Genomic DNA, 24,056 nt, shown 5'->3' with positions numbered 1-24,056 from the left:
GAGTTTTCTCACGATGAGCGAAGATAAAGTGACAGTCAATCTCGGCACGCGCACGCGACAGATGATTCCCGTGCCGCGTTTTCCGGATGCAAGCGCCGCCGTGCGCGAAAAAATCGCGCCGGTCGCGCGTTCCGCCGAGGCGGTGGATGTTCTGCTCGTGAATCCACCCGCGCCGGACGGCGGCATCTGGATTCGTAGCCAGCATCGCGTCGGACGCAAGTCGCGCGAGAATATGTACTGGCCCCAGGTCGAACTCGCGCAGATGGCGGCGTTGCTCGCGCACGATTACAAGGTCGCGATCATTGACGCGATTGGCGAGCGACTGACCTGGGCGCAATTCGAAGCGCGTCTCCGCACGTTGCTGCCGAAGTACTATCTCACCGAGATGACCGCGCCGACTTTGCAGAACGATATGTACGGCGTGTTTCTTGCGAAAGCACTTGGCGCGAAGACGATGGCGTTCGGCACGCACGTGACGCCCATGCCGTACGAAACGATGGATCCGTTCCCCGCGCTCGATTTCATTCTGCGCGGCGAACCCGAAATGACTCTGCGCGAAATCGTGGACACGTTTGAGTCCAAGCCCGCGACCGATCCCAGCATCACCAAACTGCTGACCGATACAGGGTCGCAAGTGCCGACGAAATCGGCGACCGAAACGAACGGCGACTTGTCGCACATCAAAGGTCTCGTGTGGCGCAAGGATGGCAAGGTCATCGTCAATCCGGATCGTCCGTTCATTCCGAATCTCGACGACTTGCCGACGCCGATGCACAATCTGTTGCCGCTCCAAAAATATCGCGGACCGATGATGAAGGGCGCGTACTCGTTCGTCGTACCGAGTCGCGGGTGTAGCGCGGGTTGTATCTATTGCATCAAGCACGTGAGTTATCAATGGTCGCTGCGCCTGCGCTCGCCCGAAAACATCATGAAGGAATTGCGATTGCTGAAATCGCTCGGCATCAATTATTTCCAGTTCTACGCCGATTTGTTCACCTTGTCGCGCGAACAGGTGATTGGCATTTGCAAAGCGATGATCGCCGAAAATCTGGACATGCACTGGATGAGCAACAGCCGGGTGGATTACGTGGACGAAGAGATGCTCCAGTGGATGGCAAAAGCCGGATGCTGGATGATCTCGTGGGGCATCGAGTCCGGCAGTTACGAAATTTTGAAACGCGCGCACAAGGGCGCCGACCCGGCGAAAGCGGAACGCGCATTGACCTGGGCGCGCCAAGCCGGCATTCGCAACTGGGGCTATTTTATCATCGGCTTGCCCGGCGAAACCGAAGAGACGATTCAGCAAACGATGGCATTCTCGAAAAAATTGCCGCTCGATATCGCATTGTTCCACATCGCCGCGCCGTACCCGGGGACGCCGTTCTTTTTCGAAGTCGTCAAGAACGGTTGGTTCCGTCCTGGGACGCGTTGGGAAGAAGTGGACATGGATCGCTCGACCGTGCTCGACTATCCGAACTTGCGCGCGGAACGATTGGAGTACTGGCAAAAGCGTGCGTTCCGCGAATGGGCGTTTCGCCCCGGACCGATTCTGTGGTTCTTGCGAAGCATGAATACCTGGGACGGCATCAAGTCCGGGTTGAGCATCATCACCCAGCATTTCGGTTGGCTGGGCGAATCGTCGTTGGCGAACGAAACGGGACGATAGCGTTTGAATTTCCGCCAGCCGCTGCCACTCGCGTTTGCGTTGAGTGTGGCGTTGTTTTTGTTGAGCGCATTTCTCGGCGCGTTGATCTCGTACAACACCGTTCTGGCGTGGAATCGCTTCGCCGCCCTTGCGCTCGGCGTGGCGGTGTGCGTGTTCTTCGTTGCAATGCCGGAAAAAATTCGCGCGTTCGGAAAAAGTGAATTTCCGGTGATGCGCGTGACGCTCGTGTTGTTGCCAGTCGCGCTCATCAGCTACTTTGCGCTCGCGAGCGATTGGAACGCGCGGCTCGGCAAGGTGGTGTGGCTCGACCCGGTGTTGCATTGGTTCGCGGCGTGGCAACCGCGCGTGCCCGGTCTCGCGCTCGATGCGAACTCGTTCGGCGGCGCGCTCGCGCTGCTGATTCCATTGCAGGTCGCGGCGCTCTGGTACGAGCGAACTGCGGAGCGCGCCATCTCTGCATCGTTGCTGTTCGTTTCACTGCTCGGCTTGATCGTCAGCGCGGCGCGCGGCGCGTGGATCGCGTTCGGCTTGGTCGCGTGGATTGCCGCGATGGGATTCGTGCTCGCGCGGGTGATGCCGGGTTTGCGGAGTGGGCGCACACGCGTGGCGATCTGGGTCGCGCTCGTCGCCTATCTCGCGTTGACCGTCGGCATCGCGCTGACGCTGACGCCGCTCGGCGCGATGTTGATGAGCGAAGGCGGTGGGCACTGGCTGATCGCCGGCAACAGTCTCGATCTTGCGAGCGATTATCCGTTCAGCGGCATCGGGCTGGGCGCGTTCACGATGGCGTACTCCAGTTACGTTTTGCTCGTCCACGTGCCGCACACGATTCACGCGCATAATCTCTTTTTGGATATTTGGCTCGAACAAGGATTGTTGGGTCTGGTCGCGTTCCTGGGTTTGATTATCGTCGGCGGGTTGAATGCGCCGGGATCGCGTTGGCGGACGGCGGCGCTCGCGTCGTTGGGTGTGTTGCTTCTTCACGGTTTGCTCGACGACGCGTTTTATGGTTATGGCGCTGGCGCGTTATCGCTGTTGCTCATTCCACTCGGCGTTCTCGCGCGCGACGCCGTAACAGCGCAAACGCGATTCCCGCGCTGGCTCGCGCCGGTACTCGCCGGCGCGTGCGCGCTGATCGCGATGTTCGTCGCGTTCGCGCCCGCGACACGCGCGATGATCGAAGCGAACCTCGGCGCGTTGGCGCAAACGCGCGCGGAACTAGCGGTGTACGAGTGGCCCCGTTATTCGTTTCAAGATCAATTGCGGCGCAACGGAATCGTCAATTTGAATCCGGCAATCGCGCACTATCAAAATGCGCTCGCGCTCGACCCGACGAACGCCACCGCGCAACGGCGGCTGGGGCAAATCGCGCTATCGCTCGGACAGTACGATGCGGCGCGCCGCCATTTCGAAATCGCGTACACGCGCGCACCGCATCACATCGCGACCCGGTTGTTGTTGGGCGAACTGGACGCGCTCGATAGCAAACCAGAGCACGCCGTTGCGTGGTGGCGCGCGATTGACATGAACGCGGAACCGCTGCAAACCCGTTTGTGGTGGTACGAATTTATCGGCGACCAAGCCCGGTTGCAAAAAATGATTCTCGCTACACAAAGGATAAAATACTAATGGCAATGTACCTCGTAACCGGTTGTGCTGGGTTTATCGGTTCGCAAGTCTGCACGCGTTTGCTCGCGGACGGACATGGCGTGGTGGGCGTGGATAGCATCAACGACGCGTACGATGTGCGGCTCAAGCAGTGGCGTCTGGAACAGTTGCGCGCGCATTCGCAATTCGCTTTTCATCACCTGGACATTAGCGCGCGTGACGCGTTGCGTCCGGTGTTCACGCGCGAGTTGAGCGGCGTCATCAATCTGGCGGCGCGGGCGGGCGTGCGTCAGTCGCTCGAAAATCCCTGGGTTTATTTCGACGCGAATGTGACCGGCACGCTCAATCTGCTCGAAATGTGCCGCGAGTTCGGCGTGCGAAAATTCGTGATCGCGTCGTCGTCGAGCGTGTACGGCAATCAGAACCCCCGTCCGTTCCGCGAAGACGCCAACACCGATGCGCCGCCGTCGCCGTATGCCGCGTCGAAAAAAGCCGCCGAAGTGTTGTGTCACACGTACCACGAATTGTTCGGGCTTGACGTGACGGTGCTGCGCTATTTCACCGTTTACGGTCCGGCGGGGCGACCCGACATGAGCATCTTTCGTTTTGTGCAATGGATCAGCGAAGGCAAACCGATCACGTTATTCGGCGACGGCAAACAGGAACGCGATTTCACATTTGTCGCGGATGTCGCGCGCGGCACGATTGCCGCGCTCAAACCGCTTGGTTTTGAAATCATCAACCTGGGCGCGGATCAACCGATCGTCTTGAGCGATGTCATCGCGATGATCGAGGACGCGGTCGGCAAGAAAGCGGCGCTCGATCCGCAACCGCGCAATCCGATGGATATGCTCGCGACGTGGGCGGATATTGGCAAAGCGAAACACTTGCTCGCGTGGTCTCCGCAAATTTCGTTTGATGATGGAATCCGCGCAACCGTCGAATGGTATCGCGCGAATCGCGCCTGGGCATCCCAGGTTTCGACGCGCTGATTGATCGGGGACGAGCCGAACCGCTATGAACAATACATCCGTCAGCACTGAACCGAGAAACGAACCGATCGCCGCGTCGCGCCGCGATTTGGGCGTGACGATTTTACGCAATTCGGTCGCGATCACCGCGGGCGAATGGGTCGCCAAAGTTTTGAATTTCGTTTTTACGGTGTACGCCGTGCGTTTACTCGGCGAGACGGGCTGGGGACGGTACGCAACCGTCGTCGCGTTCGTCGGTTTGTTCGGCGTCTTTTTTGAACTGGGCATGTCGCAGTACGTCGAGCGCACGATCGCGCAGGACCGCACACGCGCGCGCGACCTGTACTGGAATGTCGTCGTCCTGCGTTTGATTTTGGCGACGATTGGGATTTTCGTGATCACGAGTTTATCGGTTATCGTCGGTCACGACCGCGAGCTGATGATTGGGGTGATGTTGTGGACGGGCACGTTTGCGTTCGCGTCGGTGCTAACGCCGTTGGCGAATGTGTTGACCGCGAACGAGCGTTTTGATCTCCTCACCGTACTCCTTTTGCTCGCGCAACTACTCAACATCGGGCTGAGTTTGCTCTTTCTCTCGCTCGGCGCGGGATTCCTGGGTCTGCTCTATACCGGTTACGTGGTGATGCCGGCGCAAATCCTGTTGTGCGTCTGGGCAATTCGCCGATTGCGCCTCGGCGGTTTTCAGTGGCGGATTGACCCCAAGACGTGGCGTCCGTTCATCCGCGCCAGTTTGCCGTTCGCGCTCTCGTCCATCGCGCTGACGTACTCGTTCAACGTGGACACGGTCATGCTGGGATTCTTTTATTCGAGCGGTGTGGTTGGCTGGTACAACGCGGCGTACAAATTGGTGTTCAATTTGACTGCGATAACCGGCGGTTTTCAACGCGCGATCACGCCGTCGTTCGCGCGCGAGAATATGACCAACCCCGAGCGCGTGCGTAATTGGTCGCGCCTGGGTATTCAAGGTATGTTGCTCATCGCGTTACCCATCGCGGTCGGCGTGTCGCTGTTAGGCACGCGCATCGTGGATTTGTTGTACGGCGCGGCGTTCGCTCCTTCGGGCTTGATTCTTTCGATCATCATTTGGGATGTGCCGCTACTCACGTTCAACGCGTTTTGCGGTAACCTGACAACGGCGCTGGGTTTGGAACGCCCCGCGTCGCGCATCTATTTGTTGAGCACGCTCGTTGGCATTGCGTTGTACGTCGTTTTGATTCCGCCGTTCGGGATGATCGCGGCGGCGGTCATCACGGTGTTTATGGATTCTCTCACGGCGACGCGTTTCTTTATGCTTTTACGCAATCACATCGAGTTAGATAAAATAACGCATAAACTTGCATTGACCACGCTATCGGCTGGCTTGATGGGTGGGGTGGTGATCCTGACGAGTTCGTTCGAACTGTTTATCGTGATCCTGGCTGGCGCGGCGACGTACGGCGCGTTCGTGCTTGCGTTCGGGCTGTTCAACTGGTCTCTGTTCCTCGCGACGGCGCGCCGATTTGTGCGGCGTTAGCGCGGCTTGCAAGGGAGTGAAATTGAGCGGTCTCTTCGGTTATCTTTCGAATTCGCGCGACGCGCTCGTCGTCGCGGAGCGTATGGCGCAACGCGTGCGCCACCAACCATACCACATGACCGAAACGTGCGCGCCGACGCCCGGCGTCGCGCTGGGGCGATTGAGCATCGGCGTTTTCAATCGCGCGGCGCAACCGGCAATCGGCGAGCAAGTCCGCGTGTGGCTCTGCGGCGAGTTCTATCATCAAGCCGCGCGGCGCGCCGAGTTGGTTCGGCAAGGCGAACTACGCGCCGACGCGGATGATGTCGAGATGGCGCTGCGCGTGTATTTACGCGAGGGTGCGGACGGATTGACGAAACTCGACGGCGCGTTCGTCATCGCCGTGTGGGATGAACGTACCCGCGAACTCGTCCTCGTGAATGATCGTTTCGGTTTGTATCCGCACTATTACGCGCATCGCGCCGGGACGTTGACGTTCGCACCCGAAATCAAAGGCGTGTTGTGCAACCCCGCGATTTCGCGCAACGTGAATCCCGTTGCCATCGCAGAGTACACACGGTTTCAGCAAATCCTGGGTGACAAGACCTGGTTCGACGACGTGCAACTGTTGCCGCCCGCATCGGTAGTGCGCTATCGTCCCGCCGATGATACCGTGTGCATGACGCGTTACTGGGACTGGGACGCGATTGGCAGTTTGCCGAACATTTCGTTCGACGACGCGGTGGACGAGTGCATTCGACTTTTTCAACGCGCGATTGACGCGATGATTGCAGGACCGCAGCGCGTCGGCGTTTATTTGAGCGGCGGTTTGGATGGGCGCACGATCCTGGGATTCATTGACCGGCAAGTGCCCGTGACGACGATCACCTTCGGGCAAGCCGTGTGCCGGGATGTGATTTACGCGGCGGAGTTGGCGCGCCGCGCCCGGAGTATGCACCATTGGTTCCCGATGGAAAACGGCAAGTGGGTGCTCGACCATGCCGATCTGCATTTCGCGCTGACCGAGGGCATGCACAGTTGGATGCATATGCACGGCATCCACACGCTGGCGGACGCGCGCGCGTGGATGGACGTGAATCTGAGCGGCTGGGATGGCGGGACGGTTTTCACAGGTCTCGGCATTGCGGGCGATTATGCGCGCGATGCGATTTTCAAAACGCCGCAGAACGAACTCACGCTGACGCAAAAAGTGTTCGACGCGTTTTGTAGCGAGGTGACGTGGCAGGGCTTGACCGAAGCGGAAGCCGACACCTTGTTCAGCGGTCAAGGCAACGCCGGGTTGCGCGGGTTGGCGTTCGATTCGTTCCGTGAACAGTTCGCGCAGACGCGCCACTATGCGCCTGAACGGCGCGGCGCGTTCTTTTTCCTCGCGCAACACGACCGGCGCTCGACGCAAAACATGATCGTGTTTACGCGCGCCGCGCTCGAAGTCCGCTGTCCGTTTTTTGATTACGATGTGGTGACATTTCTGTACGCGTTGCCGGCGCACATTCGCGCGTCGTTCCAATTTCAGCACGAGGTGATTACGCGGCGGATGCCGCAGTTGGCGATGGTGCCGAACGAAAAGAATAATCGTTTGCCGCACACGAATGCATGGATTCGCTCGCCTCACGCGTTCGTCCAGCGGTCGAAACGCTGGATCAATCGGCGTCTGCATCCGATCTTTGCCGAGCACCCGCGTCTCTACGCGGATTACGAACAGTACTTGCGCACCGATTTGTGCGCGTGGGCAGAGAGCATTTTGTTCGACGAGCGCACGCAAGCGCGCGGCTTGTTCGATCCCGCCGGTGTGCGCGCGTTGTGGGAGCGTCACCTGAGCGGCAAGGAATTGTGGACGATTGGCAAAATCGCGCCCTTGATCACAATGGAAATGGTATTCCGAAATTTGGTGGAAGGTAACCAATGAGTGGAATTTTTGGCGTCTTGGATGCCGAGCGCAAGACCGACATCGTTGTGCTAGCCGACGCCATGGCAAAGCGACTGACGCATCGCGAGTGGTTTGTCGCGCAGCAGTTCGCTGATCCCAGGTGTGGCATCGCACTGGGACAAATCGGTATCGGTATTTTCAACGCCGCGCCGCAACCGGTGTGGAACGCCGAACATACGCTCGCGCTGACGATGGCGGGCGAGTTCTACAATCGCGCGGCGCTCGCGCGCGCCACCGGCGCGACCACGGACGAGCAAATCGCGCTGGCATTGTACGAAAAACAGGGCAAGGATTTTGTGTGCCAATTGGACGGCGCGTTCGTCATCGCGCTGTGGGATGCGCGGCAGAATTGCTTATGGCTGTGCAACGACCGCTTTGCGCTCTATCCGACCTTTACCGCCCAAGTGGGCAAACGATTCTTGTTCGCGCCGGAAATGAAAGCCGTGCTGGCGGATCGCGGGATCAGTCGCGCGTTGCGCGATGACGCGACCGCCGAATATCTGCGCTTTCAACATCTGCTCGGTTTCAAAACGTTTTTTCGCGATGTGATGATGCTCCCGCCTGCGAGCATTCTCCGTTGCGATGGCGCGACCGGCGCGCTGACGACCGAATGCTATTGGGACATTCGTCGCGTCGCGCCACTCCCGGCATCCACGACATTTGAGGAGGCAGCCGAAGAAGCGACGCGTTTATTCCGCGCCGCGCTCGCCAAGATGACTCAAGGTCCGCAACGGATCGGCGTATTCTTGAGCGGCGGATTGGATGGACGTAGCATTGTTGGATTGTTGCCGCCGAATGTCCATCCGATTCACACTTTTACGTTCGGGCAAGCCGGGTGTCGTGATGAGGTGTACGCGCGGCAAATCGCGCGTGTGGCAGGCGCGCACCATCACTATGATCGGTACGAAAACGGCAACTGGGTCAAAGAGTGGGCGGATTTTCACGTCGCGTTGACCGAGGGCTTTCATTCCTGGATTCACATGCACGGCATCACCACATTGCGCGAAGCGCGTCAACATGTGGACGTGAACATTTCCGGGCTGGGCGATTTGTTGTGGACGCAACCGAATTTCGTGCCGCGCCATCTCGTCAATGCCCCGGATGACATCGCGTTCAATTCGCTCTTGTTCCAGTTGTATAGCCAAAAATACACGTGGCCCGGTATCACGTTCGCGGAAGAAAGATATTTGTACGCGGACGCGTTTTATCCGCGCGTGCGCGAGCTTGCATTTGAAAGTTTCATCGCCGAAGTCCGCGCCTACGACGGTGTGGCGTATCCGCAACGCGCGTTCGCGTTCAACATCGTCAATCACTTTTTGCGCTATATCGTTTATGCCGGAATTTTTGGACGCGCGTACATCGAGTACCGCTTTCCGTACTTTGATCCCGACTTGATTTCGTTTTGCTACGCGTTGCCGTACGAGCTAGGTTATGATCGCCGTCTGCAAAAGGAGGTGCTTTTGAAAAGCGCCCCGGCATTTGCGCGCGTGCCGACGACTGACGATGAATTGCCGATTTCGAAAGAAGGCTCGTGGACATTTGCGTTCGTCACGCAGAAACTCAAGCGTGGCGTGCATAAAGTTATCTCGCCGATGTTCGGCGACCACGCGACGCTCTACGCGGATTACGAACAGTGGTTGCGTACCGATTTGCGTACATGGGCGGAGGACATTCTCTTTGACGAACGGACGCGCGCGCGCGGAATTTTTCGCGAGGAAGCGGTGCGCTCGTTATGGGAACGCCACTTGAGCGGTAACGAATTGTGGACGATTGGCAAAATCGCGCCTCTGATAACAATTGAGATGATGTTTCGAGATTTGGTGGACGCGCGCGAATGAAACGCCCCCTCCGGATTTCACCGCTATTGTTTTTGGTTCTTGTGAGCTTGGTTGTTCTCGCCATAATGATTGTCACCCGCCCAGGGTTTCAATCGCGGAGTGTTGCGTTGTTGCGGCAATTCAATCTATTGCCGCCGGCATTACCGCTGTATATCGCGCCAAACGCGTCGGCGGACCGAGTGACTGTACGGCGCGCGGTGGTAAATTCCGTGTACGACGCTTACGGGCGCGCCGAGTATGCCCAAGTGGCGATGTTGAATGCAACCCTGAGTCAAGAAGCATTTCAGCATGCTTGGCTGGCGTTAGATGCGTGGAAGGGTCTACGCGACCCAGCGACCGGTCTGCTTCCCTACGCGGCATCTCCCTGGTACAACATCTGGAGTCCCGACGCGGCGGGTGGAAACTTGTATGCGCATCTGGTTATTGCGAGTTTCTATCTTGCGCCGGCTGACCGAGCCGGTTGGGAAAAAACAGTGTTCACCGAACGCGCACTGTGTGGCGGATTGACTTGTGAAATCGAAATTCGTTCAAAGGCAGTTACGAAACCCGACCCGGATTATGCTATCAAGTCGGCTGCTGAGTATAGCCGAGATGGATTGGTCTCGATTGTGGAACGATTTGGGCGTCAGGAACCTTGGTACAGCCGCTCGATAGAACTCACGGATGGTGTGATGGACTTGGCGCGTGTGCCAAGTCGCGCCGGTCCCATCCTCTCGAATGGCACAGAAATCAACGGATCTTGGATGCAAGTTTTATGCCGATTGTACTGGATCACGCGCGATGAACGTTATCTTCAAATGGCAGAACGAATTGCCGATACCTATTTGTTCGAGGTCATTCCGGCAAATCGCGGTTTGACGGCGAATTATTGGGATTTCAAGAATGCCAAGCCCTTGCCCGAAGACCCGCGTTTTCGCCCTGCCGCAGAATACAATTCTGGCGTCTTTGTCTTTAGTTTAATGGATCACGGTAGTGAAATCGTGATGGGTTTGTCCGAACTTTACTTGCTCGAAAAGGTTCTAGATCGCCCACAGGCAATCCGCTATCGCCAACCGCTGCAAGATTTTCTTGACCAAGTTCTCCAAACCGGTAGAACAGAGGAGGGCTTGTGGATGCGAAGTGTTGATTTGACGACCGGCAAGCCCTTTAACAATCAGGTGCTCGATACGTGGGGTTATTTGCTGGCGGCTTTTCACACATTTGATTTAGCGGAAGGCACATCGCGCTATTCGAGTCAAATTGCGGAAATGATGCGGACTGTTGCGACCAAACGGTCGTTGGATTGGGAGTACGGTCCGCAGGCAGATGGCTATGCTGACTCCCTCGAGTCTATGCTGTACCTTTTGCCATGGTTCGATATTCCCGAAGCGCGGCAATGGGTGGATGATGAAATTGAGGTGTTGTTTCTCAAACAGCGCGCAAGCGGATTTGTTGAAGGTTGGTACTTGGATGGTAATTTTGTGCGCACGAGTTTATTGTACGGTTTTTGGAAAACGCAGGGTCTTTGGTCTGATCCCTGGTCGCCACGCGTACGTGTAGGCGCCGCGCTAGATCGTGACAAGGATTTGCTCTACATTCATATTGCCGGGGAAGAAGAATGGCGTGGCGTACTCCATTTTGACCTGCCGCGTCATCAGACGATTTGGAATATGCCCATCGAGTCCCCTCGTGTGAATGGCTTGCCTGAATGGTACGTTGTCGAACCCACGCGCATCTATCGTGTTACCGATCTGTCAACTAGCATCACGACGAGTTATACCGGTTTGGATCTAGCTCAAGGTTTGCCGATTGTATTGGGTAAATCACCTCAAAACACCGTGCGTTTGGTGGTCTCGAGGCAATAAAGGATGAGGCGACCTTGCGAATCTTGATTGCGGTGCATGGTTATCCGCCCACGCACAACGGCGGCGCGGAGCGACGCGCCGAACGCACAGCGCGCGCGCTCGTGGCGCAGGGCGTCCAAGTCCGGGTGCTCTGCATCGAGTCGGTCGTGGACACGCCGCCGCAACCATCCTGGGACGAACGCGATCAAGACGGCGTGTGCGTGCGGCGGCTCGCGTTGCGCGCGTTCGACAACCACGCGCAGTACCGCGCAAGTTACGACAATCCGCAAACCGGCGACGCGGTGAAAGAACTGATCGCCGAGTGGCGACCCGACGTTGTGCATCTCTTCAGCGGTTACTTGCTTACCGCGAGTGTTCTGCGCGTGGCGGCAGAACAACACATCCCGACGGTTGTGTCGTTGACGGATTATTGGTGGATTTGCCAGCGGATCAATTTGATTCGCTGGGACGGCGCGCGGTGTGACGGACCGACGCCAATCGGGTGCGCGCGTTGTCATGCCGAGGAGCTGCGGCGGTATCGCGTGCCCGCGCGAAAATTTCCGCGCGCGGCGGACCAACTTTGGCGCGCGGTCGCACGCGTGCCGGCGCTCGCCGATCAAGTTGGCGTGCCCGCACAAATCGCGCGCGCCGAAACGTTGATGCGCCTGCTTGGTCATGCGCGCGTGATGATTTCGCCGTCGCAGTACCTGGCGGATCAGTACATCGCCCGCGGCGCGCCAGCGGAACGCATGCGCGCGTGGCGGCAAGGTGTTCAGCTCGACCAATGTGTGTTGCGGAAACCATCGCCAGTGTTGCGCGTCGGCTACATGGGACAGATGAAGCGACACAAAGGCGTGGATTTGATTCTCGACGCGTGGGCGCAGTTGCGCGGCGAGCATCCCCGCGAGTTGCGTTTGTATGGCTCCGCCGCCGGCGAGGACGCGTACGCGCACGCGTTGCGCGCGCAGATGCGCGATCTCGCCAACGTGACATGGGCGGGCGAATTTCGCGGCGCGCAAGTCTGGCAAGTGCTCGCCGATCTCGATGTGTTGGTCGTGCCGTCGCGCTGGGTCGAAAATAGTCCGAACACGATTCTCGAAGCGCAAGCGGTCGGCGTTCCCGTGATTGGCTCGAATCTCGGCGGCGTCGCCGAGTTGGTGCAACACGAACGCAACGGTTTGGTTTTTCGCGTGGACGACGCGCGCGACCTCGCGCGACAATTGCAACGCCTGCTCGACGAGCCAGACCTCTTGCCGCGTTTGCGAAACGCGGAGACGGTGTTTCGCACTTTCGAGCAAGAAGTCAACCAGTTGTCGGGACTCTACCGGGAACTCGTACTCCAATCGGCGTGACCATTTTCATCGTTATAGAACAAAAGGATGACTTTGCGAATTGGCATTGATGTGCGTTATCTTTCGCACGGACTCGTCGGCGGGGTGCATACCTACGTCGCGAACCTGGTACCCGAACTGCTGGCGCAAGCGAACGGCGACGCGGTCTTTTTGTACGCCGACACCAAGCGCGCGTTTGAACTGCGCGACGTGCCGCCGCCGGTCACGGTGCGGTGGTTGCCGTACCGCAATCCATTTTCGAGCGTCTACAACGATTGGGCGATGGCGCGGTGGATGGCGCGTGATCAACTCGACGTGGCGCACTTTCCGGCGAACTATGGTTTCGCGCCGCGCGGTGTGCGCGCGATCATTACTCTCCACGATGCCATCAACGTGATGCCGTTGTGGGAAATTTGGCGCGGGCATTCCAAACATCCGCGCACGGTCGTGATGATGACGTACCTGCACGCCTTGTCGCGCGCGGCGTTGTCGCGCACAGCGTTGATTCTGACGGTGTCCGAGTACGCCAAGCGCGAAATCGCGCGCGCGAGCGCGTGCGACCCGCGCAAAATCGCGGTGGTGCCGGAAGCGCCGACGACGGATTTGCGCCGGCTCGACGCGACCCAGTTGGATGCGGTGCGGCAGCAGTATCAGTTGACCAAACCGTTTGTGTTGGCGGATGGACTCAAAAATCCGGCGGTGTTGGTGCGCGCCTGGCGATTGTTGCCGGATGAGATTCGCGCGCGGCATCAACTCGTTTTCTTTGCGCGCACCGACCGGGTGTTGCCGATCATTCACGAGGCGGTCAGCGCAGGACACGCGCGTTTGTTGATACGACCGCCGCGACAGGATTTGGTTGCGCTGTACAACCTGGCGGCGGCATTCGCGTTTCCATCGTGGATCGAAGGTTTTGGTTTGCCGATGCTCGAAGCGATGACATGCGGCGCGCCCGTCCTCGCATCGGATCGCGGCGCGATTCCCGAAGTCGCCGGTGGCGCGGCGCTCATCGCCGATGCCGAAGACGCAGCGACGTGGGCGCGGCACCTCGCGCGCGTGTTGTCCGATCCGGCAGAAGCGCAACGTCTGCGCGACCTGGGTTTCGCGCGCGCAGCGCAATTCTCATGGCGCGAAGCGGCGCGGCAGACGCGCGCGTGGTACGCGCACGTGGCGGAGCGCGCATGAATCCGCCCAACGTCGTCGTCGTCATTTTGACGTTCAACAGCGCGCGGACGATTCGCGAGTGTCTCGATTCGCTCTTGGCGCTGCGCGCGGCAAATGTGGAAATCGTCGTGGTGGATAATCAATCCACGGATGCGACGCGCGAAATCGTCCAGCAAAATTATCCGGCGGTGACGCTCATCGCAAACGCGCGCAACCTGGGCTATGCCGAAGGCAACAACGTCGGTTTGCGTTACGCGCTGGATCGCGGCGCGGCATTCGCGCTCGTGCTGAACGACGATGTGGTCGTCGCGCCGGAGATGTTGGATGAACTGCTCGCCGCTGCGGACGTGCATCCCAACGCCGCGCTGTTGGGTCCGTTGGTGTATCACCACGCGTCGCCGGCAATGATTCAATCGGCGGGCGGCGGACAGACGCGCGATTGGCAATTTTTTCATCGCGGACAGAATCAACGCGACGAGGGACAGTTTCGCGCGGTCGAACCGGTCGGGTGGTTGACCGGGTGCGCGATCCTCGCGCGGTGCGATGCGCTCGCGCGCGTGGGTCTGTTCGACACGGATTATTTCATGTACTGGGAAGATGTGGATTGGTGTTTGCGCGCGCGCCGCGTCGGGTATCGCGTGTTGTTCGTGCCACAAGCGAAATTGTGGCACAAGGGGGTCCAGGTAGATTATCAACCGAGTCCGCGCGTGGCGTACTATTCCGCGCGCAACGAATTTCTCTTGTTCCGCAAACATCACGCCGGCGGACTGGCAACGCTGCGCGCGTTCCTGCGCCACGCGCGTACGGTGACGAGTTACACGTTGCGCCCGCGTTGGCGCGACCGGCGTTTGCATCGCGACGCGCTCGCGCGCGCGTTGCGCGATGCGGTGTTGCGACGCGTCGGCGCGACGTTGGCGATCTGAGGCAAAGCGCGATGCGAATTTTGTGGCTCACCCCGTGGTTTCCTTATCCGCCGGACAATGGCATTCGAATTCGGTTGTTCAATCTCTTGCGCGCGCTCGGCACACAACACGACATTACGTTGCTGTCCTTTGTGCGCGAAGGCGAACGCGCCGCGCCGGAATTTCTGCGCGAGGTTTGCCGCTCTGTCGAAACGGTCGCGTGGAGGGAGTATCAGCCCACGCGCGCTCAGGCAGTCGCCGGCTTTTTGGCGACGACGCCGCGCTCGATTGTGGACACGTATAATCGGGAGATGGACGCGCGGGTGCGCCAAGCGTGCGCGACGAATTCGTTCGACGCGATCATCGCGAGCACGCTGGATGTCGCGTTGTATGCGCTCAAGGGTACGGCGCGCGTGCGCGTGCTCGAAGAACACAATTGCATGACGCGTTGGATCCAGGACAAGTATCGCGCGCATCGGGGCTGGCTGAAACGCGCGCGCTACGCGCTGACCTTTCTCAAGTATCAGCAATTCGAGCGCGGAGTGTACGCGCGGTTCGATGCGTGCACGATGGTTTCCGAACTGGATGCGCGCGCGGCGCGCGAGTTGCTCGATTATCGCAAACCGCTCGCGGTGGTTCCGAACGCGATGGACCTGGAATTTTATCGCGCCACCTTTTCGCCGCAACCCAACACGCTGATTTTCAACGGCAGTCTGACGTACGACGCGAATCTGGACGCGATGCGCTTTTTTGCGCGCGAGATTTGGTCGCGCATTCGCGCGGACGCGCCAAACGCGACTCTGCGGATTACGGGTCGCGCGAATGGCGCAAGCGCGTTGAACTTTGACGACGGCATTACATTGACCGGTTATCTCGACGATATTCGACCGGCGGTGGGGCAGGCGTGGGCGTGCGTCGCGCCGCTGCGCACCGGCGGCGGCACGCGGCTCAAGATTTTGGAAGCGATGGCGCTTGGCACGCCGGTGGTGACCACCGCGAAAGGCGCGGAAGGATTGGACGTGATGCACGGCGAAAATATTTTGATTGCCGACACGCCCGCCGAGTTCGCCGCGCAGACGCTCGCGTTGTTGCGCGATGCAAACCTGCGGGCGCGGCTCGCGCGCAATGCGCGGCAGTTGGTTGAAACGCATTACTCCTGGGAACGGTGCGGCAAACAATTTGAAGAATTCGTACGCGCGCAGGTCGCCGGATGAGTAAGTATTTCGGTTTGATCGGGTGCGGGAGCAAATAGATGTTGACGTTCGATCAATTTTATAGGTCGGTTTGGTTCCGTCCGGCATTTGCCATTGTCGTATTGGCGGCGGCGGCGGCGTTTGGTTATTTATCGGTGCGTTACGATCCATATCTCGTGTTGCTCGTGGCGAGCGCCCCACTTGTGGCACTGGGACTAGATTGGATCCTGCGCCGATTGCATTGGATACCTCCCGTGATTTTGATTGCCGCTACGCTAACGAGTTGGGATGTCTCTAAAGGGCTGACCGTGGCGCTGATCGCCGCGACGGGGTTTACCGTTTTATGGTTGCTGAGACAAGTGTTAGTCACGCGCCAGACCGAGTTCGCTTCATCGCCTGTTATTTTGTCTGCGCTCGCGTTCGCGCTAGTTGCGTTGCTCTCGTACGGGTGGTCACAAATCGCGTCAGATCCGTTTTTGGTGACCTGGGGATCGTTTCCCTTTACGCAACTAGGTCAGTTGGCGATTTTTGTTTTCTCTCCGTTTGTGCTCATCATGACCGCAAGTTTGATTACTCACACGCGGCATCTGAAATATCTTATCTACACATTTCTGATCGTCACACTGATTGGCGGTCTAGCGGAATTCTTGATGCTTCCCGTTCGCTTGAATATGCGCGGCATGGTGTATACCTGGGTTGCCTGTTTGGCGTTTGGGCAACTGCTGTACAATCGTACTGCATCGCACTGGCAACGCGGATTGTCGATCACGCTGCTCGCGATTTGGTTCGCCGTCAGTTTCCTGCGCGGGATTACCTGGGTGTCGGGGTGGTTGCCCGGTATGTTTGCGATGGTGATATTGACCTTTTTCAAATCCAAGCGGTTATTTCTTCTGTTGTTGCTGATCGCGATTGTGCTGGGAGTGGGCGCCAGTGCGTGGGTGGGGGATCGTTATATCGACGAGTACAACGAATCGGGTGGAACGCGCTTATATCGGTGGCAAACGCTGTTTGAGCAACCCTTTGTCTGGAATCATTGGCTACTGGGGATGGGACCAGCTGGCTACGCGCGCTATTTCATGACCTATATACCTACGAATGCCATGTCGACGCATTCCAATTACATTGATATCCTTTTGCAACTCGGAATACTCGGTATGGTGATACTGTTGTGGCTGTTGGGCACGTTAGCATGGATTGCGTTCAAGCTGCAAAGGATTTCGATTCGCGATCCTTTTGTGGCGGCGTTTGCGCGTAGTACGTTGGCAATGCCAATTGTGGTGTTGCTTGCGATGTTTCTTGGAGACTGGTTCACTCCGTTCGTGTACAATCAGGGCTTGATTGGTTTTTCCTGGACCATCAATAGTTGGATCTTTCTCGGTGCGTTAACCGCGATTCCAAAGATTCTTGCCAGAGAAACGGGTAATCGATCGGAAGAATCATCGGTGAACTGCCGTGAATAGGGGCGATTGGGCAAATCAATGGTAGATTTATCCATCATCATTGTGAGTTGGAACACGCGCGCGTTGTTGGCGGATTGTCTCGCGTCCGTCGAGGCGACCGCGGGCGATCTCGCGCTCGATGTGTGGGTGGTGGACAATGCGTCGCATGACGGTTCGGTCGCGATGCTCCGCGCGCACTTCCCACAGGTCAACTTCGTGGAAAATCGCGCGAACATTGGTTTCGCAGCGGCGAACAATCAAGCGATTCCACTGACGACGAGTCCGTTCGTATTGTTGCTGAATAGCGATACCGTGGTTCAACCGGGCGCGCTAGCCGAGATCGTCGCATTCATGCGCGCAACGCCGCGCGCAGGGATCGTCGGCGCGAACATCGTGAATGCGGATGGCTCGCCGCAACGCTGTTTCGGTAAATTTCCGACCTTACTTTCTGAATCCATTTATGCCTGGGGACTCGACGCGCGTTTCCCGGTGGATCGGCACGCGGCGCTGAACGGTCGCGCCGTGGCGACGGATTGGGTGCTCGGCGCGGCGTTGACCGCGCGCCGCGACGCGCTCGACCAAGCCGGGGCGCTCGACCCAGCTTATTTCATGTACTCGGAAGAAGTGGATTTGTGCTATCGCGTCAAGCGCGCGGGCTGGGACAATTACGCGTTGCCGACCGCGCGCGTCGTTCACCTGGGCGGCGAAAGCACCAAGCAAGTCGCCGCGCCGATGAAGGCGGAGTTGTTTCGCAGCAAGGTGCGCTATTTTCGTAAACATCACGGCGCACTCGCCGCGCGCGCGCTCGATTTGATTTTTAGCGCGAGCATTCTGAGCCGGCGCATCGTTGCCCGCGCGCGCGGGCGCGCCGAGGCGAGCACGTTGTGGGCGGACGCGTGGACGCACTACTCCGGCAAAGGGGCGCGATGAAAACGCAGTGGCGTGGGTGGTGGGTGTTTGCGACGCTCCTCGTGGTGGGTGCGTATTTTTTTCCGCGCTGGGCAGACTGGAATCAAAACTCGCGTTTCGATCTCGTGCTCGCGGTTGTGGACCAAGGCACATTGCGAATTGACGATTATCGGCAGAACACCGGCGACTATGCCTTGTTCGAAGGACATTACTACAGCGATAAAGCGCCGGGCACATCGTTCCTCGGCATTCCGGTATACTGGGTCTTCAAGACCGTGTTCGCGCCGGCGCTGAATCAAACGGTCATTCCGCGTCTCGCGGCGAATCCCGCCTTCGCCGCGACCATGAATCCTGAAGGCACGGGCTTGCTCGCGGACAAGGTGTACTTTTTTATCGCGCTCGTGTGCGTCACCTTTTTTACGACGGTCGTTCCGTCTGCCGCGTTGGGCGCGTTGCTGTATCGCTTGCTCGGCGAGTTTTCGGCGAACGAACGCGATAAACTTGGCTTGACCTTCGTCTTTGCTTTAGCGACGCCATCGTTCGCGTACTCGAATTTGTTTTATGGGCATCAGATCGTCGCGTTCTGTTTGTTCGCCGCGTTTTACTTGATGTTCTACTGGCGCGCCAACCCGCGCGCGGGGACGCTCGTCGTCGTTGGATTTCTTTTCGCGTTCGCGCTCATCACCGAGTACCCTGCCGCGCTGATCGTCGCGGGCGTCGGCATCTACACGCTCGCGCAGGTGCGCGATTGGCGCAAATGGATGTGGATCGCGCTTGGCGGCATCGCGCCGCTCGCGCTCGCGGCGCTGTACAATTACGCGATCTTTCGCACGCCGCTGCCAGCGGGCTACGAGCATTCCGAACTATGGCAAGCGGAACACAGCGCCGGATTTTTCAGCATCACCGCGCCGAGCATCCAAGCGATATGGGGAATCACGTTCGGCGTATTTCGCGGCTTGTTCTTTCTTTCCCCGTTCTTGCTGTTGAGCATCCCAGGATTCGTGTCCTGGTGGCGCGCGCGCGCGTATCGCGTGGAATTCGCCGCCGCGCTGTGGAGCGTGGCGATCTATTTCCTGTTCAACGGTTCGTCGGTGATGTGGTGGGGCGGCTTTGGTGTCGGTCCGCGCTATCTGGTGCCAGTGTTGCCCTTCCTGGTTCTGCCGATCATTTTTGCTCTCGACGCGATTCGCGCGCGCTGGTTTCGATTCGGCGCGGGAATTCTCGCCGTGTGGTCATTCGTCGTCGTGTGGATCGAGACGATTGGCGGACAAAGTTTCCCGCAGACGCAACCGATGCCGCTGTTCGATTACTCGTTGCCGCGCGTGCTCGCGGGCGACCTGGCGCGCAACATCGGAATGATTTTCGGTTTGCGCGGCTGGGCGAGTCTCGCACCGCTCTTGTTGCTCGTGCTCGTCCAGGTCTTTGTCTATGTCGCGTTCGCGCGACCCGCGCAGTTCGTATCACTCAAACGGAGCATCAACTCGAATGCAGACTGAACGCGTGCGTCCCGCCGTACTCGCCGATTGGAAATTTCTGGGTATCGTGATGCTGGTCGCGGTGTTGGTGTCCGGCGCGCCGTATCTCTACGGCTGGCTTACCACGCCGCGCGACCTGGTGTTTATGGGCGTCGTGCAAAACGGACCGGACAGCGGTGAATATCTCGCGTGGATGCGCGAGTCTATGCGCGGGGTGTTCATCAGCAACACGCTGACCCCCGAACCGAACGCCGCGGTATTTTTCAATCTGGTCTTTTGGTTATTCGGTCGGCTCGCGTTGTACACCGGGATGACGATGGCGCAGGTGTATCAAGTGTTCCGTATCATCAGCGGCGGCTTGTTCCTGGTTTCGGCGTACCATTTTTGCGCGCGCCTCGTGTCCGACCTGACGCAACGGCGCATCGCGTTTCTCTTGCTCGTCTTCGGCTCTGGTTTCAGTTTGCACATCACGCTGATCGAAAAAATAATCGGCGAGATTAAATTCCCGGCGCAGTTCACCGCCGAAGGGACGACGTTGTACAGTCTGATGTCGTTTCCTTTGCTGATGTTGGGCGCGGCGATGTTCACCTTCATCTTTGCGCTCGCGCTCGACGCGTATCAACAAAAACGATTGCGTCCGGCGGTGTACGCCGGCGTCGTCGCGCTGATCCTGGGTTGGTCGCACGGCTACGATTTGATTTTGATCTACGCGGTGCTCGGCGTGTTCACGCTCGTCGTGCTGTTGCGCGACGGCATGAATTGGCACTGGTTCAAAAGCGTCGCGCTGATCGGCGCGCTCTCGGTGTGGGGACCGGTTTACATGGTGTTGCTCACGCGCACGAACGCGACGTGGCGCGAGGCGCTGGGGCAGTTTGTCAACGCCGGCGTGTTCACCCCCGATCCGTTGCAACTCGTGTGGTTGCTCGGCTTGCCGTTCTTGCTTGCCATCGTCACGTTCGATGGAATCCTCCCGTTGCGCGAACGCGATCCGCGCGAGTTGTTCGTCAAGGTTTGGTTTGGCGTCACGGTGTTGCTGATTTACTTGCCGGTCGAGTACCAAATTCATTTTCTCAATGGCTGGCAAATTCCGATCGCGTTGCTCGCGACCGGCGGACTGTATCGTCACGCGTTGCCCGTGCTCGCGCGGCTCGATTGGTTGCGCCGCTGGTCAACGACGCGCGCCCAACTCGCGCTGGCGCTCGCGTTCGTCGTGTTCGTCGCGCCGACAAGTTTCTACTTTATCGGTCAGCGCGTGCTCGACCTGAGCCGTCACCAACTGCCGTACTTTTTGACGCGCGATCAAATGGACGCGCTCGATTGGTTGAACCAGAACGCGTCGCCGGATTCTATTGTGTTGAGTTCGTACGAAGTCGGGCATTGGATTCCTGGTATGACCGGCACACGCGCGTATCTCGCGCACTGGGCGATGACGTTGCGCTTTTTCGACAAGCGCGCCAAGGTCGAACAATTTTTCGATCCGACAACCACCGATCTTGTGCGTCGTGATACGCTCGACCAATTCGGCGTGCGCTATGTCTTGTGGAGCGATGCCGAACGCGCGCTCGGCGCGTGGAATCCCGACCGCGCAATCTTTCTCGAACCAGTCTGGGTGTCGCCGCGCGCGGTGATTTATCGCGTCAAGATTGCGACGGCATGGCGTAGCGGCGAATAAATTGTCAAAGGATGAACGGTTTTTTACAAATTCTAAATGGAGTACTAACACGTCCTTAATACGCGCAATGTATCAGAGAAGAACCCAGCGTACTCTTTATAGTACTACGGTACTGGTGTCATGAAGATCCTGTTCCTCACTCAAATTTTGCCGTACCCGCTTGACGCCGGTCCCAAGATGCGAATTTACTATGTTTTGCGTTATCTCGCGCAACGGCATCGAGTGACGCTCGTTTCGTTCGTGCGCGGGGAAAAGGACGAACAGAACGCCGGGCATTTGCGTTCGTTCCTGCACGCGGTTCACACCGTGCCGATTCAACGTGCGGCATGGCGCGACGCTTACTTTTTCGCGATGAGCGTGTTGCGCGGTCAACCGTTTCTGATTGCGCGTGATCAAGTGGACGCGATGCGCGCGACGATTGCTCGTCTCAGCGCAACCGAACGCTTTGATGCCGTTCACGCCGATCAACTGGGGATGGCGCAGTACGCACTCAACTTTCCCGGCGCCAAAGTGTTGGATGAACACAACGCCGTGTGGACGATTGTCGAGCGGATGTGGCGCAACGAAAAATCGTTGCCGCAACGTCTGGTGATGCAACGTGAATGGCAAGTTCTGAAAAAGTACGAAGCGCGCGTGTGCCAGCAGTTCGATCACATTCTGACCGTCACGGCAGAGGACTGTCGCATTCTCCAATCGCTCGACGCCAGTCTGCCGATCACGGTGATGCCGATTTGCATTGACACGGATAAACTCCCGCGTGTGACCCGCGCGTCGAACGCGCGGCACATCATCTGTGTGGGCGGGATGTTTTATCCGCCGAATGTGGACGGCATCGTCTGGTTCGCGCAGAACGTGTTCCCGCTCGTCAAGCCGGTCTGCCCCGATTCGGACTTGGTCGTCGTCGGTGCGCGACCTGCTCCCGCGTTACTGCGTTTGGCGGAACAGGACGCGCGCGTGCGCGTAACTGGTTACGTGGACGATCCGACCGAGTTGTTGAGCGAGAGCGCAGTGTTCATCGTGCCGCTGCGCGCGGGCGGCGGCATGCGCGTGAAAATTCTGGATGCCTGGTCGCGCGGCGTGCCGATGGTCACGACGACGATCGGCTGCGAAGGCATCGCAGTGCGCGACGGTGAAAACATTTTGATCGCGGACGAGCCGCGCGCGTTCGCGGACGCGGTGATTCGCCTGATTCAACAACCGGCGCTCGGTCAACAAATCGCGGACAATGGGCGACACTGGGTCGAACAACGGTATCACTGGCGCGCCGTGTATCCGTTGCTGGATCAGATTTATCCACCGGCGAGCGCGACCGCGTGAACATTCTCTTCATCGTTCCCTACACGCCGACACTCGTGCGGACGCGACCTTACAACTTGACGCGCGCGCTGGCGCAACGCGGCAACACGGTCACGCTCGCGACGTTGTGGGAGAATGAAACGGAACGCGCGGCGTTGCGCGGTTTCAGTGCGGAAGGCATTCGCGTGATCGCCGAGCCGCTCACACGTTTACAGACGGCGCTCAATCTTCCCGGCGCGTGGCTACGCGGACAACCGTTGCAATCGTTGTACTGCTGGCAACCCGCGCTCGCACAACGACTCGTCGCCGAGATGCCGCAGGCGCGTTGGGATGTGGCGCACATCGAGCATTTGCGCGGCGCAGAGTACGGCATCTACTTGAGGCGCTTTGCGCGCGCGACCGAATTGCCGATGGTCTGGGACAGCGTGGATTGCATCAGTTTTCTGTTCGAGCAAGCGCAACGCGTCAGTCGCAATCCGTTCGGGCGTTTGGTGACGCGGCTCGAACTGCCGCGCACGCGCCAACATGAAGCAAGGTTGCTTCGTCAGTTCGAACGTGTGCTCGTCACATCGCCGTTAGATCGCGCGGCGTTTCAAGACCTGGAACGCCGATTCGCCTTACCGCCCAGCGCACATCCGATTCACGTGTTGCCGAACGGCGTAGACTTGGATTACTTTCAACCGATTGACATGGCGCGCGATCCGTACACGATCATTCTAACCGGCAAAATGAGTTATCACGCGAACGTCACGGCGGCGTTGCATTTGGTCAACGAAGTGATGCCGCGTGTGTGGCAAACACTGCCCGACGCGCGCGTCGAAATCGTCGGACAAAATCCGACGGCGCAAGTGCTGGCGCTGGCGCGCGCACATCCGCCGCGTGTGCAAGTGATCGGCACGGTTGCCGATCTGCGTCCGCACCTGGCGCGCGCAACGCTCGCGGTCGCGCCGATCTTGTACGGCGCGGGGATTCAGAACAAGGTGCTCGAGGCGATGGCGATGGCGACGCCGGTGGTCGCCACCTCGAAAGCGGTCGCGGCATTGTCCATCCAACGCGATACGGACGCGTTGGTCGGTGATGACCCGGCGACCCTGGCGCAACACATTGTTGATCTGTGCAACGACGCACCGCGCCGCCGGCGGATTGGCGCGCAAGGTCGCGCGTACGTGGAAACGCATCACGACTGGAAACGCATTTCCGAAACATTGGAATGCGTTTACCACCAGATCACCGGAATCCATTGATGCAAGCATCTCGTCAGTCCAAAACGAGATCCTCTTAACGGCTCTGCCCGACAATATAACTGGTTCT

The 24,056-nt window shown here is 58.7% G+C and carries 17 protein-coding genes; all 17 read left to right on the top strand.

Annotated elements, in window-relative coordinates; all coding sequences use genetic code 11:
• The first annotated feature begins 13 nt into the window (after positions 1–13).
• Positions 14–1,666 carry a radical SAM protein gene (locus HY868_09765; protein ID MBI5302414.1) on the top strand — a complete coding sequence of 551 codons (1,653 nt, stop codon included), beginning with the start codon at positions 14–16 and terminating at the stop codon, positions 1,664–1,666.
• A gap of 3 nt (positions 1,667–1,669) precedes the next feature.
• Positions 1,670–3,295: an O-antigen ligase family protein gene (locus tag HY868_09760; GenBank protein MBI5302413.1), complete on the top strand. Its 1,626-nt coding sequence runs from the start codon at positions 1,670–1,672 to the stop codon at positions 3,293–3,295.
• Positions 3,295–4,266: a GDP-mannose 4,6-dehydratase gene (locus HY868_09755; GenBank protein ID MBI5302412.1), complete on the top strand. Its 972-nt coding sequence runs from the start codon at positions 3,295–3,297 to the stop codon at positions 4,264–4,266. The genes HY868_09760 and HY868_09755 overlap by 1 nt, the downstream gene beginning before the upstream one ends.
• 25 nt (positions 4,267–4,291) lie before the next feature.
• On the top strand, positions 4,292–5,779 hold the full coding sequence (locus HY868_09750) for an oligosaccharide flippase family protein (protein MBI5302411.1): 1,488 nt from the start codon (positions 4,292–4,294) through the stop codon (positions 5,777–5,779).
• 22 nt (positions 5,780–5,801) lie between these two features.
• A complete protein-coding gene (locus HY868_09745) occupies positions 5,802–7,685 on the top strand; it encodes a hypothetical protein (GenBank protein ID MBI5302410.1) in 1,884 nt (627 codons plus the stop codon).
• Positions 7,682–9,544, top strand: coding sequence for a hypothetical protein (locus HY868_09740; GenBank protein ID MBI5302409.1), 1,863 nt, complete (start codon positions 7,682–7,684; stop codon positions 9,542–9,544). The genes HY868_09745 and HY868_09740 overlap by 4 nt, the downstream gene beginning before the upstream one ends.
• Positions 9,545–9,651: 107 nt before the next feature.
• Complete coding sequence (locus HY868_09735) at positions 9,652–11,388, top strand: hypothetical protein (protein ID MBI5302408.1); 1,737 nt, start codon at positions 9,652–9,654, stop codon at positions 11,386–11,388.
• Between the two features lie 14 nt (positions 11,389–11,402).
• Complete coding sequence (locus HY868_09730; protein ID MBI5302407.1) at positions 11,403–12,719, top strand: glycosyltransferase family 4 protein; 1,317 nt, start codon at positions 11,403–11,405, stop codon at positions 12,717–12,719.
• 27 nt (positions 12,720–12,746) lie between these two features.
• Complete coding sequence (locus HY868_09725; protein MBI5302406.1) at positions 12,747–13,880, top strand: glycosyltransferase family 4 protein; 1,134 nt, start codon at positions 12,747–12,749, stop codon at positions 13,878–13,880.
• Complete coding sequence (locus HY868_09720; GenBank protein ID MBI5302405.1) at positions 13,877–14,782, top strand: glycosyltransferase family 2 protein; 906 nt, start codon at positions 13,877–13,879, stop codon at positions 14,780–14,782. The genes HY868_09725 and HY868_09720 overlap by 4 nt, the downstream gene beginning before the upstream one ends.
• A gap of 11 nt (positions 14,783–14,793) precedes the next feature.
• The gene (locus HY868_09715; GenBank protein ID MBI5302404.1) at positions 14,794–15,975 is read left to right on the top strand and encodes a glycosyltransferase; all 1,182 of its coding nucleotides are present in this window, start codon (positions 14,794–14,796) and stop codon (positions 15,973–15,975) included.
• A gap of 38 nt (positions 15,976–16,013) precedes the next feature.
• On the top strand, positions 16,014–17,414 hold the full coding sequence (locus HY868_09710) for an O-antigen ligase family protein (GenBank protein ID MBI5302403.1): 1,401 nt from the start codon (positions 16,014–16,016) through the stop codon (positions 17,412–17,414).
• A gap of 18 nt (positions 17,415–17,432) precedes the next feature.
• Complete coding sequence (locus HY868_09705) at positions 17,433–18,323, top strand: glycosyltransferase family 2 protein (protein MBI5302402.1); 891 nt, start codon at positions 17,433–17,435, stop codon at positions 18,321–18,323.
• Positions 18,320–19,798 (top strand): hypothetical protein, encoded by a 1,479-nt coding sequence (locus HY868_09700; protein ID MBI5302401.1) that lies wholly within the window; start codon positions 18,320–18,322, stop codon positions 19,796–19,798. Before HY868_09705 ends, HY868_09700 begins: the two co-directional genes overlap by 4 nt.
• Complete coding sequence (locus tag HY868_09695) at positions 19,788–21,449, top strand: hypothetical protein (protein ID MBI5302400.1); 1,662 nt, start codon at positions 19,788–19,790, stop codon at positions 21,447–21,449. The genes HY868_09700 and HY868_09695 overlap by 11 nt, the downstream gene beginning before the upstream one ends.
• A gap of 120 nt (positions 21,450–21,569) precedes the next feature.
• A complete protein-coding gene (locus HY868_09690; protein MBI5302399.1) occupies positions 21,570–22,766 on the top strand; it encodes a glycosyltransferase in 1,197 nt (398 codons plus the stop codon).
• On the top strand, positions 22,763–23,989 hold the full coding sequence (locus HY868_09685) for a glycosyltransferase (protein MBI5302398.1): 1,227 nt from the start codon (positions 22,763–22,765) through the stop codon (positions 23,987–23,989). The genes HY868_09690 and HY868_09685 overlap by 4 nt, the downstream gene beginning before the upstream one ends.
• The last annotated feature ends 67 nt before the right edge of the window (positions 23,990–24,056 follow it).

It is taken from the genome of Chloroflexota bacterium (assembly GCA_016219275.1).
GTDB lineage: Bacteria > Chloroflexota > Anaerolineae > UBA4142 > UBA4142 > JACRBM01.
Note: the sequence above shows the minus strand (reverse complement) of the source record. Positions and strands in the feature narration are given on the sequence as shown.

Excerpts from the sequence above, each read along its gene's own strand:
- HY868_09690 (MBI5302399.1), top strand. The coding sequence starts at position 21,570 with ATGAAGATCCTGTTCCTCACTCAAATTTTGCCGTACCCGCTTGACGCC.
- HY868_09695 (MBI5302400.1), top strand. The coding sequence starts at position 19,788 with ATGCAGACTGAACGCGTGCGTCCCGCCGTACTCGCCGATTGGAAATTT.
- HY868_09755 (MBI5302412.1), top strand. The coding sequence starts at position 3,295 with ATGGCAATGTACCTCGTAACCGGTTGTGCTGGGTTTATCGGTTCGCAA.
- HY868_09765 (MBI5302414.1), top strand. The coding sequence starts at position 14 with ATGAGCGAAGATAAAGTGACAGTCAATCTCGGCACGCGCACGCGACAG.
- HY868_09725 (MBI5302406.1), top strand. The coding sequence starts at position 12,747 with ATGACTTTGCGAATTGGCATTGATGTGCGTTATCTTTCGCACGGACTC.
- HY868_09750 (MBI5302411.1), top strand. The coding sequence starts at position 4,292 with ATGAACAATACATCCGTCAGCACTGAACCGAGAAACGAACCGATCGCC.
- HY868_09720 (MBI5302405.1), top strand. The coding sequence starts at position 13,877 with ATGAATCCGCCCAACGTCGTCGTCGTCATTTTGACGTTCAACAGCGCG.
- HY868_09715 (MBI5302404.1), top strand. The coding sequence starts at position 14,794 with ATGCGAATTTTGTGGCTCACCCCGTGGTTTCCTTATCCGCCGGACAAT.
- HY868_09700 (MBI5302401.1), top strand. The coding sequence starts at position 18,320 with ATGAAAACGCAGTGGCGTGGGTGGTGGGTGTTTGCGACGCTCCTCGTG.
- HY868_09705 (MBI5302402.1), top strand. The coding sequence starts at position 17,433 with ATGGTAGATTTATCCATCATCATTGTGAGTTGGAACACGCGCGCGTTG.
- HY868_09740 (MBI5302409.1), top strand. The coding sequence starts at position 7,682 with ATGAGTGGAATTTTTGGCGTCTTGGATGCCGAGCGCAAGACCGACATC.
- HY868_09710 (MBI5302403.1), top strand. The coding sequence starts at position 16,014 with ATGTTGACGTTCGATCAATTTTATAGGTCGGTTTGGTTCCGTCCGGCA.